This window comes from Streptomyces sp. NPDC004610 (assembly GCF_040609715.1).
Lineage (GTDB): Bacteria > Actinomycetota > Actinomycetes > Streptomycetales > Streptomycetaceae > Streptomyces.
Genome location: NZ_JBEXLA010000001.1, coordinates 400085 through 415463, shown reverse-complemented (window position 1 = coordinate 415463; position 15379 = coordinate 400085). Strand labels below are relative to the sequence as shown.

Annotated in this window: 10 protein-coding genes; 2 read left to right on the top strand and 8 right to left on the bottom strand. The window is 73.7% G+C overall.

The window, feature by feature from the left end:
- Window positions 1-1409: 1409 nt before the first annotated feature.
- A complete protein-coding gene (locus ABZX40_RS01805) occupies window positions 1410-2504 on the bottom strand; it encodes a DUF5925 domain-containing protein (RefSeq protein WP_355748262.1) in 1095 nt (364 codons plus the stop codon).
- Window positions 2505-2580: 76 nt separating this feature from the next.
- On the opposite strand from ABZX40_RS01805, the gene ABZX40_RS01800 reads away from it, so the two are divergent.
- Complete coding sequence (locus ABZX40_RS01800) at window positions 2581-3987, top strand: xylan 1,4-beta-xylosidase (RefSeq protein WP_355748259.1); 1407 nt, start codon at window positions 2581-2583, stop codon at window positions 3985-3987.
- A 28-nt stretch (window positions 3988-4015) separates the two neighbouring features.
- Here the strand turns inward: ABZX40_RS01800 and ABZX40_RS01795 are convergent, their stop codons facing one another.
- The 7 genes from ABZX40_RS01795 to ABZX40_RS01765 form a co-directional block, all read right to left on the bottom strand.
- A complete protein-coding gene (locus ABZX40_RS01795; RefSeq protein WP_356162401.1) occupies window positions 4016-7888 on the bottom strand; it encodes a polysaccharide biosynthesis C-terminal domain-containing protein in 3873 nt (1290 codons plus the stop codon).
- Window positions 7889-8033: 145 nt separating this feature from the next.
- A complete protein-coding gene (locus ABZX40_RS01790) occupies window positions 8034-8807 on the bottom strand; it encodes a polysaccharide deacetylase family protein (RefSeq protein ID WP_355745866.1) in 774 nt (257 codons plus the stop codon).
- 19 nt (window positions 8808-8826) lie between these two features.
- Window positions 8827-9993, bottom strand: a complete 1167-nt coding sequence (locus ABZX40_RS01785; protein ID WP_355745845.1) for a glycosyltransferase family 2 protein — start codon at window positions 9991-9993, stop codon at window positions 8827-8829.
- On the bottom strand, window positions 9990-10931 hold the full coding sequence (locus ABZX40_RS01780; RefSeq protein WP_355745842.1) for a glycosyltransferase family 2 protein: 942 nt from the start codon (window positions 10929-10931) through the stop codon (window positions 9990-9992). Before ABZX40_RS01780 ends, ABZX40_RS01785 begins: the two co-directional genes overlap by 4 nt.
- Before the next feature lie 364 nt (window positions 10932-11295).
- Window positions 11296-12387 (bottom strand): GNAT family N-acetyltransferase, encoded by a 1092-nt coding sequence (locus ABZX40_RS01775; protein WP_355745839.1) that lies wholly within the window; start codon window positions 12385-12387, stop codon window positions 11296-11298.
- Window position 12388: 1 nt separating this feature from the next.
- Complete coding sequence (locus tag ABZX40_RS01770; protein ID WP_355745836.1) at window positions 12389-12769, bottom strand: hypothetical protein; 381 nt, start codon at window positions 12767-12769, stop codon at window positions 12389-12391.
- 253 nt (window positions 12770-13022) lie between these two features.
- Window positions 13023-14228 (bottom strand): S8 family peptidase, encoded by a 1206-nt coding sequence (locus ABZX40_RS01765; protein ID WP_355745834.1) that lies wholly within the window; start codon window positions 14226-14228, stop codon window positions 13023-13025.
- 329 nt (window positions 14229-14557) lie between these two features.
- On the opposite strand from ABZX40_RS01765, the gene ABZX40_RS01760 reads away from it, so the two are divergent.
- Complete coding sequence (locus ABZX40_RS01760) at window positions 14558-15361, top strand: SGNH/GDSL hydrolase family protein (RefSeq protein ID WP_355745831.1); 804 nt, start codon at window positions 14558-14560, stop codon at window positions 15359-15361.
- Window positions 15362-15379: the final 18 nt, after the last annotated feature.

Here is a 15379-nt window from a genome sequence, read left to right as displayed (position 1 = left end):
TTTCGCCTCACCTGGGGTGCCCGGATCCGGCGGGGGTGATCCGCCCGGCCTGGGGTGACCGGCGCTGTCGGGGGTGATCCGCCCCGGTTGATCCGCGCTGGCGGGGATGGCTCCTCGGCCTGGGGTGTTTCGCCTCACCTGGGGTGCCCGGATCCGGCGGGGGTGATCCGCCCGGCCTGGGGTGACCGGCGCTGTCGGGGGTGATCCGCCCCGGTTGATCCGCTCTGGCGGGGATGGCTCCTCGGCCTGGGGTGCTTCGCCTCGCCTGGGGGTGCCTGGACCCGGCGGGGGGATCCGCCCGGCCTGGGGTGACCGGCGCTGCCGGGGGTGATCCGCCCCGGTTGATCCGCGCTGGCGGGGATGGCTCCTCGACCTGGGGCGTTTCGCCTCACCTGGGGGTGCCCGGATCCGGCGGGGGTGATCCGCCCGGCCTGGGGTGGCCCGCGCTGTCGGGGGTGATCCGCGCTGTCGGGGGTGATCCGCCCCGGTTGATCCGCCCTGGCGGGGGTGCCTCCTCGACCTGGGGTGCTTCGCCTCACTGGGGTTCCCCGACCCGGCGGGGTGATCCGCCCTGGAGGGGGGTGCCTCCCCGACCCGGGGTGCTTCGCCTCACCTGAGATGCCACGACCCGGCCGGGGGCGATCCGCCCCGCCAGGGGATGAACCGCCCCGGCCCGGGTGCCTCCCCGCCCCGAGCTGATCCGCCGCACCTGGGTTCCCCCACTCGGGGCGACCCGTCCCACCCGGGGTGCCCCGTCCATGCTGGGGTGCCCCGCCCTGTCACGGCCGCCCCGCCCCGCCCCACCCCGGCTGATCCGACCCACCCGGAGTCCCTCGACCCGGGATGACCCGCCCCACTCTGGGCGACCCGCTTCACCTCGGCCGATCTACCCCACCCAGGGTGGCTCGACGCGGGGCGCCCCCACCCGGCGTGACCCACCCCGGGGCGACTGCCCCACCCGGGGTGACTCGCCCCGGGGCGCCCCCACTCGGCGTGACCCAACTCCGCGTGCCCCGCCCCGCCTGAGTCGATCCGCCCCCCACGGGTGATCCGCCTGGCCCGAAACGCCCCACCCTGCCCGGGGTGCCTCACCCCGGCTGATCCGCCCTCAGGCCGCCCCTACCCTGGCTGATCCGCCCTCAGGCCGCCCCTACCCTGGCTGATCCGCCCCCGGGCCGCCCCCACCCGGCGTGACCAAACCCGGGGCGACCGCCCCACCCCACGTGCTCCACCCCGCCTGCCCACCCCGAGTGTCCGCCCGGCTGTCCCACCCCGCCTGCCCCCGCGGAGCGACTCGCGCAGCGACTCGCCCCCCGCAGGGCGCCCCCGCAGGGCCCCCCGCAGGGCGCCCCCCCGCAGGCCCCCCCCGCGAAGCACCCCGCCCCGCCCCCGCCCCCCGGAGCACCCCCCTACAAATACAACCCCGCCTCCGTCCCACCCCGAGGTTCCGGCAAGGACGTCGGAGACGTGCCCCGGCGCAGGGCGTACAGCTCTGCCAGGGTCGCGCCCTCGCGGCCTACGCCCTCCTCCGTGCCCAGCCAGGTGACCGCCTCCGGGCGGGTCAGCGCGCCGACCTCGATGCGGGCGAGGCAGCGGCCGGGGCGGACCACGGCGGGGTGGAGCCGTTCCAGGTCCTCGTTGGTGGTGACGCCGACCAGGACATTGCGGCCCTGGCCGAGCAGGCCGTCCGTGAGGTTCAGCAGGCGGGACAGGGCCTGGCCCGCCGTGTGCTTGGCCTCGCCGCGGATCAGTTCGTCGCAGTCCTCCAGGAGCAGCAGCCGCCAGCGGCCCTTGCCCGTGGAGTCGTCCTCGCCGATCGCGATGTCCATCAGATAGCCGACGTCGGAGAAGAGCCGCTCCGGGTCCAGTACGCAGTCCACCTGGCACCAGTCCCGCCAGGACCGGGCCAGCGTGCGCAGCGCGGAGGTCTTGCCGGTGCCCGGCGGGCCGTGCAGCAGGAGCAGCCGCCCGGCGATGTCCTCGGGGGTGGTCTTCATCAGCGTGCCCATCGCGTCCGCGACCGGCGCGGTGTAGTTGGCCCGCACCTCGTCCCAGGTGCCGGCCGCGATCTGCCGGGTCGTGCGGTACGGGCCGCGCCGGGGCGACATGTACCAGAAGCCCATCGTCACGTTCTCCGGCTGCGGCTCGGGCTCGTCGGCCGCCCCGTCCGTGGCCTCCTCCAGCACCTTCGCGGCGAGTTCGGCGGTGGTCGCGGTCACCGTGACATCGGCGCCCCGGTTCCAGCGGGAGATCAGCAGCGTCCAGCCGTCGCCCTCGGCGAGGGTCGCGCTGCGGTCGTCGTCGCGGGACAGGCGCAGCACCCGCGCGCCCGGGGGCAGCAGGGTCGCGCCGGCGCGTACGCGCTCGATGTTCGCCGCGTGCGCGTACGGCTGCTCGCCGGTCGCGAAACGACCGAGGAACAGCAGGTCGACGACGTCGGACGGGGAGTCGGAGTCGTCGACGTTGAGCCGGAGCGGCGGGACGTCGTGCGGGAGGTCGGACATGCCGCCATGATCGGGCACGCGCGCCCCGAGTGCACCCCGTTTCCACCGGGTGGTCGCACGGCTACTGTTGCCCTCGATGGCACGTCATGGGGGGAATCCGGGGGTACGGCGGTGGCGGCTCGCCGCACTGCTCGGCGTCGGCGCCGCGACGCTCGCCCTGGTGCTCACCCTGGTCAACACCCTGTCCGGCGGCGGTGGTTCACCGTCCGGCACCACCCCCGACGGCGACCAGGTGCACGGCACCCCCGCCACCCCCGACGACAGCGGACCGGATGTCGGCTGGGGCTTCACCCACACGCAGTTCAGCGCCGACGAGGGCGACCCGGCCGCCGTGTCCCGGGTCACCGAGCGGCTCACCGGCACCGCGCTGCCGCAGAACCAGCACATCATGGGCTGGGGCGCCGACAACCCCGAGCCGTCCAAGGGCCGGTACGACTTCGCCGCCCTGGACCGCCGGATCGACTTCGCCCGGGAGAGCGGCGCCACCCCCGTGATCACCCTGTGCTGCGCGCCCGACTGGATGAAGGGCGGCGAGTCCGGCACCACCGACTGGACCGCCCTGGAGACCGCCCCCGAACCCGGGCACTTCGCCGACTTCGCCGCCCTCGCCGCGACCGTCGCCGAGCGCTACCCCGATGTACGCCACTTCATCGTCTGGAACGAGTTCAAGGGCTTCTGGAACGACACCGCGGCCCGCTGGGACTACGAGGGCTACACCCGGCTCTACAACCTGGTGTACGCGGCGCTCAAACAGGTCAACGAGGACATCCTGGTCGGCGGGCCCTATCTCGTCATGGACAGCGTCGACCCCCGCCAGACCGAGCTGGCCTCACCCACCCTCAAGGGCCCCTGGGGCGCCGCCGACCAGCGGGTCCTGGACGCCTTCGACTACTGGAACGAGCACCGGGCGGGCGCCGACTTCGTGGTCGTCGACGGCTCCAGCTACACCCGGGACGACGAGCTGCTGCCGGACGAGTTCGCCGCCACCGACAAGTTCACCGCCGTCAGCCGGTGGGTGCGCGACCGCACCGGGGAGCTGCCGCTGTGGTGGGCCGAGTACTACGTCGAGCCCGCCGACTCCCACGACGACCGCGAGGGCTGGTCCGAGCCCCACCGGACGGCCGTCCACGCCAGTGGTCTGATCGCGCTCGCCCGGGGCGGCACCACCACCGGCTTCTACTGGAACCCGCAGCGCCGCACCGGCCCCGACTGCCCCGGCTGCCTCTGGACCCCCACCGACACCGCCGACGGCGGCGCGGCCCTGCCGATGTACGGCCTGCTGGCCCGCTTCTCCGCCGCCTTCCCGCCCGGCACCCGCTACGAGGACGTCCCCGTCACCGCCGGTGATCCGGCCGGGGTCCGGGTGCTCGCCTCCGCGGACACCCTCCTCGTCGTCAACACCCGCGACCGCCGGACCACCGCCGAGGTCGACGGCGCACGGCTCGGCCTGGCAGCGTACGAGGTGCGCTGGCTGGAGCGCTGAGCCCCACCCGGCGCACACCGCCCTCACCTCACCTCATCGTCAGGAACCGCTGCACCAGCGACGCGAAGAACACCGCCAGCAGCGGCAGCGAGAACCAGAAGCTGCCCTGGAGCAGCCGCAGCTGCCGCACACTCGGCCGCATCGCCACCCGCGCCACCTCACGCCCCGCGAGCAGCACGATCAGCGCCACCGCGGCCAGCGCCCCGACCACCGACCACGGCGTCCAGGTCACCCGCGGCCCGGCCGGGCCGGGATCGGCGCGCGGCACCGGATCGGACGGCTGCTCCCGCAGCGCGTAGAGGGTGACGTCCCCGTTCACGAACGGCTTGGTCAGCTCCGGCCGCCGGTCCAGGTTCTCGATCAGCCGCGCCTCCCACGCCACCGGATAGCCCGAGTCCATCGTCAGATAGGTGACCTGACCCCGGTTCACCATCAGATACGCGTTCGGCCCCGCGTCCCTGAGCGCCTTGACCAGGCCGGACACCAGCACCGGATCGGGCGGCGCGAGCGTCGGCACATACTCCACCTTCTCCATGTCCCGCGCCCCCCACGGCATCGCGGGCGTGACATTGTCGACCACGTCGTTGCTCAGCCACAGCAGCCGCAGCGTCGGATCGTCGTGCGCGTAGACGTACTCCATCGCGGCGACCTCGCCCGGCCGGATCCGTTCGAACGGCTCATTGCCCCAGCGGGCCACCAGGAAGCCGCCCATCAGCACCAGCCCGGCCAGCAGCGCGGCCAGCGGCGCCAGACTCACCCCGTCCGCCGCCCGCTCCTTCGCGGTCGCGCCGGTGCGCGGGAACAGGGCGAGCGCGGCGAGCAGGGCCGCGCCGGGCAGCGCGAACATGAACACCCGCAGTGCCATCTCCCCGCCGTAGGACTGCATGCCGAAGCCGAGGAACGGGACGAAGGTGAGGACCGGCAGGACGCGTTCGCGGTAGCGGTGGAAGCGGCGCCGCCACCAGCCCCAGCAGGCGACCGCCATCACCCCGCCGGCCAGCAGCACCCGTACGTACAGCACCAGGGTGTGGGTGGAGGAGCCGCCCTCGATCCGGCCGGAGACCGACGAGGAGACATTGCCGCCGACCCCGCCGATCCCGCCGAAGAGTTCCTCGAAGTGCCCCGACCAGTACGGCTCGGCCAGGAAGCCGATCCAGGCCGCGACCATCACCGTGCACAGCACCGGCAGCCCGCGCAGCTCCGACCGGCCGATCAACACCAGCACCGCCAGCACCCCGAGCATCACGAACGGGGTCAGCTGATGCGCCGGGACACTCGCCGCGAACAGGCCGATCACCACCAGCAGCAGCACCGTGCGCTGTCGCCGGTCCGCCGGTTCCACCTCCGTCTCGCCCGGCCGCACCCGGCCCCAGATGACATGCGGGGCCCGGAACCACACCAGCAGCAGCGCCACGAACACCAGATAGAGCAGATAGGTGAAGCCCTGCGGCGAGAAGTAGTCCTGGCCGACCCAGCCGCTCAAGCCGAACACCCAGATCCCGGTCCAGCGCGCCCTCCAGCCCGCCCGCAGCGCCCGGGTCAGCAGGAACATCGGCGCCAGGTACAGCAGTTGCATCGTCAGCGGCCACCAGCGGATCACCTCGGTGAGGTCGTCCACCCCGCACGCCTGCGCCACGAACGCCGCCGCCGCGAAGAACCCCGGCCAGCTCCATCGCGCGTCCAGATCGGGTACGGCCGTACCGGTCCGGTCGATGTAGTCCAGGAAGCCGAGATGCTGCCACGCCGTCGCGAACCGCGGCTCGGTCTCGATCACCGCGGGCAGCGCGTGCAGCGACACGACGGTGGCCAGCAGCGTCACCAGCAGCAGCGCCCGGTGCTCCCGGTGCAGCCAGAGCAGCGAGGTGAACACCACGACCAGCAGGGCCGCGCCCACCAGGGTGGGCACCGGCAGCACCGAGATCAGCCCCAGCCCGCCCATCGCGTCGAGATCGCTCTCGCCCAGCCGCGCGGCCGGCACCCAGTACAGCAGCAGGGCGGCGGCCAGCAGAGCGCCGAGGGCCGCGCCGACGCGGGTGGGGAGCAGCGGGCGGGGACGCCGACGCCGGGGCGGGCCCTTCTCGGCCGACGCGGACGCCCCGGGTGTCTCCGGCGCCCCGGACGGGACAGAAGCCCCCGGTGCCCCCGGCGTCTCCACCGCCCCGGACGGGACACGAGCCCCCGGCGTCTCCGCCGCCCCGGCCGCCACAGCCGCCCCCACCGCCCACGCCGGTCTCCGCACCACCGGCACCCCCGCCGACGCCGCCCCCGGCCCCGGCCGCACCACCGGCACCCCCGCCGACGCCCCCACCGACCCCGCCCCCGACCCCGGCCGCACCACCGGCACCCCCGCCGACCCCGCCCCCGGCCCCGACCGCACCACCGGCACCCCCGCCGCCGCCCTCACCGACCCCGACCCCGGCCGCACCACCGGCACCCCCGCCGACGCCGCCCCCGGCCGCACCACCGGCACCCCCGCCGACGCCGCCCCCGGCCCCGGCCGGACGTCCGGCCGTCGCTCCACATGGTCGAAGTCGGCCGGGATGCCCAGCGCGAGCGTGTCGGCGTCCCGCGCCCAGGCGGGGCCCCGCCGCCGGTCACGCGGCCCCGCCCGCCCGGCGCCCAGGTCGGCGAGGTCGCCGTCGGACGCCACCGCGTCCCCCGCCCCGCTGCCACTGCCGCCGCTGCCGCCGCCGTCGCCCGGCGTCGCCCGGATCGTCCGGTACAGCCGGGGCGCGGCGAGGGCGACGATCACCGCGAGGCTGCTGATCTCGGCGACCCCGGCGCCCACCAGACCCATCCTCGGCAGCAGCACCAGCGTCAGCCCCAGCACCAACGCGCACAGCAGCCCCTGGAGCCAGGCCAGCCCGGCGGTCCGGCTCTGCGCCCGCAGCACCGCGAAGTAGGTCTCCATCACCACCCGCAGCACCGCACCCACCGCGAACCAGCGCAGCAGCCCGGTCGCCGCGTCCGCGTACCCGGCGCCGAACACCGACAGGATCCAGGGCGCCCCGGCGAACAGCACGGCGGCGACCGGCAGCATGATCCGGGCCATCCGCCGCAGCGCCGCCCGGGTGTTGGCGGCGAGCCGCGCCGGGTCGTGCGAGCCCTCCACGGTGAGCGAGGCGCCCATGTTGATGGCGAGCAGATTGACCGTGCCGCCGATGGTGGTGGTGATGTAGAAGTACGCGTTGTCGGCCGAGGCGACCTGCGCGGCGACGATCACCGGCACCAGATAGACCACGGCCAGCGAGAACAGCGACCCGGTGTAGTCCCCGGCCAGGAAGCGGCCCACCTCCCGCAGGGACGGCGGCCCCTGCCGTCCCTCGGTGGCCCGCACATGGCGCGGCACCAGCCGCCGGAACACCAGCCAGCCCAGCGGCAGCACCGAGAACGCGGTGGCCACCACCCAGGACACGAACACCCCGGCGGTGGGCACCGCCACCGCGAACGCCACCAGCAGCCCCAGCTTCACCGCCGAGAACACGGTGTTGCCGACCGGCACCCAGGTCGCGCTGCGCAGCCCGGTCAGCACCCCGTCCTGAAGGGTGAGCAGATTCCAGGCGACGACCGCCACCACGAAGAACAGCGCGGGCAGCGGCCCGTCCAGAAAGCGGTACGACGGACCCCACAGGTCCAGCGTCAGCAGGAACCCCCCGGCCGCCACCGCCACGATCAGCGAACTGCCCGCGTAGGTGCGGAAGATCAGCCGCCCGGTGCTGCCCCCGGCGATCGGGATGAACCGGGCCAGCGCCCCGGTGAGGGTCACCGCGGTCAGCCCGGCCAGCAGCTTCATCGCGGCGATGGCGGCCGAGCCCTGCCCGACCGAGGACTCGTCGTAGTAGCGGGCCGCGGCCAGCCAGAAGCTCAGGCCCAGCACCGCGGAGATCCCGGTGTTGAGCATCAGGGCGTAGGCGTTGCGCAGCAGCGGGCTGCCGCCCCCGGAGCGGCCGAGACCGGGCAGCCGCAGCCGGCGCGGCGGTGTTCCCGTCGCCGTCCCGGCGGTGCCGCCGGTCCCGGTGCTCTCGGTGGTGGTCGTCGTGGTCGTGTCAGACACGGATTCGGGTGGCCTTCCGGCGGACCTGGCGGGCGCGGCGGACCAGGGCGTACCCCTTGGTCAGGGCGCGGTCCCGGGCGAAGGTGCGGGCGATGGCACGGCCGCTGAGCAGCCGCTCGAACTCCTCGGCCCCGGTCCCGCGCCGCACGGTCACCCGGTGCAGCGCGTACGGGCCCTGCCGCCGGGCGGCGAGCGCGTTGCCGACGGCGAGCGCCTGGGCGTACCCGGAGGCCCGCACCTCCTCGCGCACCCGCCGGTCGGAGTAGCCGTACGGGTAGGCGAAGGAGGCGGGCCGGGCGCCGAGTTCGACGGCGACGACCTCCCGGCAGCGGGTCAGTTCGGCGCGCAGGGCGTCGTCGTCGAGCTGGTCGAGCTGGGGGTGGCTGTGGCTGTGGCCGCCGATCTCGACCCCGGCGGCGGCCAGCGCCCGGACCTGCTTCCAGTCGAGCATGGTGTCCGGCCCGCCCCCGGTGTCGTAGGGGCCGCGCAGCCAGCCGGTGGAGACGAACAGGGTGGCGGCGAAGCCGTGCCGGACGAGCACCGGCAGGGCGTGCCGGTGCACCCCCTCGTAGCCGTCGTCGAAGGTGATCAGCACCGGCCGGGGCGGCAGCGGGCGGCCCTCGCGCCACCGGCCGGCGAGTTCGGCGGTGGTCAGCGGGGTCATGCCCAGCCCGGCCACCAGCCCCATCTGCGCGGCGAACGCCTCCGGCGCCACCGACAGCGCGTGGGTGCTCTCGCTGGGCTCGGCGGCGACGGAGTGGTACATGAGGATCGGGACGCGCACCTCAGCCACGACAGCCGCCCCCCTCGGCCTCGGGTCTCTCCTTCGGGCTCCCGGCCGTGCCTATCGCGTCCGTCCCGTTCATCGGGCCCCCCTCGGCCTCGGGTCTCTCCTCTGGGCTCCCGGCCGTGCCCATCGCGTCCGTCCCGTTCATCGGGCCCCCCTCGATCCGCCCCGCCTCGAACGCCGTCCCCCCGCGCCGGGCGCGGACGCTGCCGACGACGTACCCACCGGCCGCGGTCAGCACGCCCGCGACGATCGCGCCCGCGCGCCCGGCGCCGCCCGGCCGGGCCAGCACCGCGTCCCGCAGCCCGCGCGCCACCCCGGACGGCAGCACCCGGGTGGCGTACCGGCGTTCGGACTCCAGCCCCTTGGCGGCGCCGACACTGCGCGCCACCAGCGCCTTCGACAGGCCCTCGGCGTAGGTGCGGGTGCGGAAGTAGCCGAACCGCTCGCGCACCCCGGGCACCCGGTGGTGGATCACCGCCCGGTCGTCCAGGAGCAGCACCGCCTCCGGCACGGCGTGCGCCAGCCGGATGCACAGTTCCGTCTCCTCGCAGCCCAGCGGGCGTCTGTCGCCGTCGCGGCCGATGCCGGTGGCGAAGCCGCCCGCCGCGTCGAACGCGGTACGGCGGAACGAGGCGTTGCCGCCGAGGACATTGCGCACCCGGGCGACCCCGCCGGGCTGGCCCCGGTAGGTGCAGCCCACCACCCAGTCGAACTCCTCCGGGAACCAGACCGGGCGCCGCCCGGACGCCCAGAGCGGCTCGGTGCGCCCGCCGACCGCCATCACCCGGGGGTCGGCGTAGTGCGCGGCGAAGCTGGCCAGCCAGTCCCGCTCGGCGACGGCGTCGTCGTCCAGGAAGGCGATCACCTCGCCCCGGGCGGCGGCGATCCCGGTGTTGCGGCCCGCCGACAGCCCGCGCGGACCGGCGTTGGCGAGCACCCGCACCCCACCGGCCTCCCGGTGCTCCCGGGCCAGCCGCTCCAGGAGCCCCGGGTTGTGGTCCACGACCAGCAGCGTCTCCAGCGCGGGCCGGGACTGCGCCCGTACCGAGGCGACCGCCGCGCGGATGTCCTCCCAGCGGTCCTCGGTGTAGACGCAGATCACCACGGAGATCACGACGGGAGCCGGGTCCACGACCGCGCCGGGGCCGCCGGGACCGCTCAAGACGCCTCTCCCCGGATCGCGTCGAGCATCGGCGAGGGGCGGCGGACGGCCCGGCGGCGCAGCGCCCGCCGGTTGGAGCGCTCCGCCAGGATCACTCTGAGCACCCGCAGCCCGTCCCGGACGGCCCGCAGATTGCTGGTGCCGTGGATGCGCAGATACTCGTGGCTGGGGATCTCCTGGACCTTCAGACCCGCCTTGACCACCCGGATGTTCATCAGGGTCTCCACCTCGAAGCCGGTGCAGTCGAGGTCGATCCGGTCGAGGCAGTGCCGCCAGAACGCGTTGTATCCGTAGCAGAGATCGGTGTAGCGGGCGCCGAACTTCCCGTTGACGACCGCGCACAGCGCGCGGTTGCCGAGGCGGCGGACAAAGGTCATGTCGTCGGTGCCGCCGCCGTTGGCGAACCGGGAGCCCTTGGCGAAGTCGGCGCCGGAGACCAGCGCGGAGACATACGAGACGATCTCGCCGCCGTCGGCCGAGCCGTCCGCGTCGACCATCACGATGATGTCGCCGGTGCACGCCTCGAACCCGCTGATCAGCGCGTCCCCCTTGCCCTTGCCGCGCTGCTCGACCACCCGCACCCCGGGCCACAGCTCCCGGGCCACGTCGACGGTGGCGTCGGTGGAGTTGCCGTCGACCAGGACCACCTCATGGATCCAGCCGGGCAGGGACTTGAAGACATAGGGGAGGTTCTCCGCCTCGTTCATGGCGGGGATCACCACACTCACCGGTGGGGTGATCGCCAGATGGGAGGAGATCGGCCGGTAGGCGCGAGCGGCGGAGACGCCCTGCGCGGCGGCGGTCGCGGTGGCGTGCGGGGTGGCGGTCGTGGTGGTGTGCGCGGTGGCGGTCGTGGTGGCGTGCGGGACGGCCGTGGTGGTGGCCCTCGTTATGGATGGATCGTCACCCGTGCTCAGCGGGTGCAGTACAGAACTCATGGGTCCGGTCCCTCTCGTCCGGTGGACCGCCCGCCCCCGGGCAGCCCGGCTCTGTATCCGGTTCGAAAGGGGGGTTCTCACCCAGGGCACAGCGCGGCTGACGCTCCGTGACCCCGGGTGAGCTGGCGGAACGCCGGATGCCCCATGGATGAACAGCATGGCCGCAGCCGGTCGCGCGGCTCGGCCCGGTGACCGTGACGGCCCCCGGACACGGCACCCCCCTGCCGCGCTCCCGCTCCGGTATCTCCCGGGGGCCCTGAGCCCTCCCCTGGATCCCGGGGTGATGGTCCGGTGCGGGTGAGTTGTACGACGGTATTGGTGATTGAGTATTTATGGAAGACCTACACCAGGTCTCACCTTTGGCTTACTTTGACCTGATCTTTCCCAGCCGCTTCAGCAGACGATCGGCGGGTTCGAACAGCTCCGGCCGGGTCACCACCGCGTTGCGCAGTGCCCGCACCGGCGCACGCCGGGCCCGATGTCCGACCGCCACCGGGTGACGCCGGGTCACCCACCCCTCCGACACCTGGATGTCCCGGGTCTTCAGGGAGTCCTTGTACTGCTTCTGGCCCCGGCCGAGGTCCAGCTGGGCGATCCCCTCGGCCGCCGCCCCTTCCGCCATCCGCAGATGCAGCACCAGCCCCGGCGAGTACCTCGCGAACGCCGGGTCGTACGCCGGGAACCAGCAGGCCAGCACCTGCCCGGTCCGCGGCCCGAAGTGCGCGGCGACCGGCCGGTCCCCGGCGTAGAGCACCGAGAGGAGCCCGCCGAAGGGCGCCGAGCGGGTGTGGAAGAGCTGCTGCACCAGCCGGATGATCCACTCCTGGGTGAACCGGTCGCTGCGGCCGGTCCTGCGGTACTGCGCCGACTTCCACGCCATCAGCGTGCGCAGCACCGCCGGATCGCGCTCGTCATGGACGTACTGCACCCCGCCCGCCTCCCGCCCGAGCTTGCGCTCCTTGGCGAGGGTGGAGCGGGTGAACTTCGGCGACCGGTCCCTCAGCCCCGCCAGATACGCGTCGAAGCCCTGGTCCAGATCGATGACCGGGGACGGGTGGACGCCGGAGACCTGGGTCTCGAACGGCCGCTGGCCCGCCACCAGATGGTCGTACTCGAACACCGCGAGCCCGCAGGCCCGCAGCAGTTCCCGGGCGTCCCAGGTGAACCCCGGCCGGTGCACCACGCCCTGCGCGTCGGACACCCCGAGCCCGATGGCCCGGCCGACGCCCGCCGCCGTGCGCTGGAACGGGAAGTAGGCGACCGGCTCGCCGCCGTCGCGGACCACCGCGATGCGCACCCCCCGTCTGCACCGGCCGACCGCGAGCGCGAACTCGGGGGCGAGGAACGGATTGGCCAGCTCCACCGAGCCGTGCAGCGGCGCCTGCGCCTGGAGCGCGGTCCAGGCCGCGCGGTCGGCGGCGGTCAGCTCACCCGGGCGGTACACATCGATGTCCACGTCAGGATTCCCGTCCTCTCACCGCGCGGATCCGTCTGCGCCGGACCATCAGCACCAGCAGCAGGGTGCCGGCGCCGAACGCCGAGACGGCCGCGGTCCCCCCGGCCGCCGACCAGCGGTGCAGGGCCAGCATCGTCTGGGCGATCAGCATGTCGACGACGACCGCGCCCGCCAGCGAGGCGACCACCCGGGCGAACGGATCGAGCCCGGACAGCGCGGCGCCGATCGCCGCGGCCGGGGCGGCGAGCAGGAAGAACAGCGTGAACGGCGCGCGCAGGGGGGAATCGGAGCCGGTGAGCGCCAGTGCGGCACCGATCACCGCGACGGCGGTGGCGGCACCGGCGAGCAGCGGCGACAGGTCCCTCCCCGGCCCTGATGCCACGGTTGCGGCCGATGCGTCTGCTGTATCTGCTATGTCTGTTGCGGTCGTCTCGCTGTGTAAGCCCTGCATTGGCGACTTTGCCCCCCGAAGCGCCGGATGCCGGGCTTCAATGTCGCGCAGCGCTCGGGCGGCCGTCAAGATGCGGAGCCCGGTCACCGGGGCGTGCGGGAGCGGGCTCCCCGAGGCGGCGTGAGCCGCTCCGGGGAACCCGCCGGTCATACCGGGCGCACGGGGCGCATCGCCCCGGCCCCGCTTACGGGACGATCTTCAGCAGCCGGTTCGGGGACCCGGTGCCGGGGTTGGTCACCGTGCTCGGGGTGGAGCCGTTCACCAGCGCCGTGGCCACCTGGGCGGGCGTGGAGCCGGGGTGGCCGGCGAGGTAGATCGCCGCGGCGCCCGCCACATGCGGGGTCGCCATCGACGTACCGGAGATGGTGCTGGTCGCCGTGTCGCTGGTGTGCCAGCCGGCCGTGATGGCGGAGCCGGGGGCGAAGAGGTCCAGCACCGTGCCGTAGTTGGAGTAGCTGGCGCGGGCGTCGGTGCTGGTGGTGGCGCCGACCGTGATGCCCTCGGTGACCCGCGCGGGCGAGTAGGACCCGGCGTTGAGGTTGCTGTTGCCCGCCGCGATGGCGTAGGTGACGCCGGACGCGATGGAGTTGCGCACGGCGGTGTCCAGGGTGGTGGAGGCGCCGCCGCCCAGCGACAGGTTGGCGACCGAGGGGCCGGAGTGGTTCCGGGTCACCCAGTCGACGCCCGCGATGACCCCGGCGGTGGTGCCGGAGCCGCCGTTGTCCAGCACCCGCACCGCGACGATCCGGGCGGCCTTGGCCACGCCGTAGGTGGTGCCCGCGATGGTGGTCGCCACATGAGTGCCGTGGCCGTTGCCGTCCGCGGCGACGGTGTCGCCGTCGATCGCGTCGTAGCCATAGCTGGCCCGCCCGGCGATCTGCTGGTGGGTGATCCGCACACCGGTGTCGATGACGTACGCGGTGACACCGCCGCCCGCGCTGTCCGGGTAGGTGTAGGTGCCGTTCAGCGGCAGCGAGGTCTGGTCGATCCGGTCCAGGCCCCAGGGGGCGTTGGTCTGGGTGGCGTCGACCTTCACGGTCTGGTTCTGCTCGACGGCGGCCACCGACGGGTCGGCGGCGAGTCTGGCGGCCTCGTCGGCGGAGAGGGTGGCGGTGTAGCCGTTCAGCGCGGAGCCGAACGTCTTGTCGACCTTGCCGCCGTACTCGCCGATCAGGCCCTTGCCGGTGCTGGAGGACGCCTTGAAGCCCGCGTCCTTCTTCAGGGTGACGATGTAGCTGTCCTTGACGGCGGTGGGGGAGCCGGCCGCGAGGACCGTGCCCTTGGCCGGGGCGGCCTGGGCCGGTATCGCGGTGAGCCCGCCGACGAGGGCCGCGGTGGTCATGGTGGTGATCGCGGCGAGCTTCACCTTGGTGCTGCGCAGGTGTGCCATGACGAGGGTGTCCTCCTGTTGGCGGCGCGCGCGCCCCTGTTGGGGGCGCACGGCTGTGGGGGGCGCGCGCGTCTTCGCGCGCACAACCCTGGAACGTTGCGTTCCGCTCCGGGGGCTGCGGTACAGCCTGTGCCAACCATCCCCGTAGATCAAGGGTGTTGAGTACCCGTCAACAAACGTGACATGAGCACGTAATCAAGCGGTGAAGAGCTGTCAGGAGTTGTGGTGGATCTCGGGTGAATGTCTGGAATTCTTGGCATGCACACTTCCAGTCAACGCGCGTAGTTGGTATGCCTGTTGCAGCAGAGATCCTGCTAAAGGGAGGTTCCATGAGACGTTCCCGACTTGTCGTACTCGTCAGCTCGTTCCTCCTCGCCGTCGGCGCCGCCCTCACCGGGGCGACCGCGGCGCAGGGCGCCGAAGCAGCCGCGACCGGCTATGTGGCGCTCGGCGACTCCTACTCCTCCGGGGTCGGCGCCGGCAGCTACATCGGCTCCAGCGGCGACTGCAAGCGCAGCACCAAGGCGTACCCGTCCCTGTGGGCCGCCGCCAACTCACCCTCGTCGTTCAACTTCACCGCCTGCTCGGGCGCCCGAACGGATGAAGTTCTGGCGAGTCAGCTCACCCCGCTCAGCGCCTCCACCGGCCTCGTCACGCTCAGCGTCGGCGGCAACGACGCCGGCTTCGCCGATGTCATGACGACCTGTGTGCTCCAGTCCGACAGCGCCTGCATCTCCCGGATCAACACCGCGCGGGCGTACGTCACCTCCACCCTCCCCGGCAAGCTCGACACCGTGTACTCCACGATCCGCTCCAAGGCCCCCGCCGCCCAGGTCGTGGTCCTCGGCTACCCCCGCTTCTATCTGCTCGGCCAGTCCTGCCTGGGCCTGTCGGAGACCAAGCGCAAGGCCGTCAACGACGCCTCCGACCTCCTCAACAGCACCATCGCCAAGCGCGTCGCCGATCACGGCTTCACCTGGGCCGATGTCCGCACCACCTTCACCGGCCACGAGATCTGCTCCGGCAACTCCTGGCTGCACAGCGTCAACTGGCTCAATGTCGGCGAGTCCTACCACCCCACCGCGGCCGGCCAGTCCGGCGGCTACCTCCCGGTCCTGAACAGCGCGACCTGACCCTCCGCCACGTCCTCC

Bases quoted from the DNA above. Each gene is read 5' to 3' on its own strand.
- ABZX40_RS01805 (WP_355748262.1), bottom strand. From the start codon at position 2,504: ATGTCCGACCTCCCGCACGACGTCCCGCCGCTCCGGCTCAACGTCGAC.
- ABZX40_RS01800 (WP_355748259.1), top strand. From the start codon at position 2,581: ATGGCACGTCATGGGGGGAATCCGGGGGTACGGCGGTGGCGGCTCGCC.
- ABZX40_RS01795 (WP_356162401.1), bottom strand. From the start codon at position 7,888: ATGCTCAACACCGGGATCTCCGCGGTGCTGGGCCTGAGCTTCTGGCTG.
- ABZX40_RS01790 (WP_355745866.1), bottom strand. From the start codon at position 8,807: ATGTACCACTCCGTCGCCGCCGAGCCCAGCGAGAGCACCCACGCGCTG.
- ABZX40_RS01780 (WP_355745842.1), bottom strand. From the start codon at position 10,931: ATGAGTTCTGTACTGCACCCGCTGAGCACGGGTGACGATCCATCCATA.
- ABZX40_RS01765 (WP_355745834.1), bottom strand. From the start codon at position 14,228: ATGGCACACCTGCGCAGCACCAAGGTGAAGCTCGCCGCGATCACCACC.
- ABZX40_RS01760 (WP_355745831.1), top strand. From the start codon at position 14,558: ATGAGACGTTCCCGACTTGTCGTACTCGTCAGCTCGTTCCTCCTCGCC.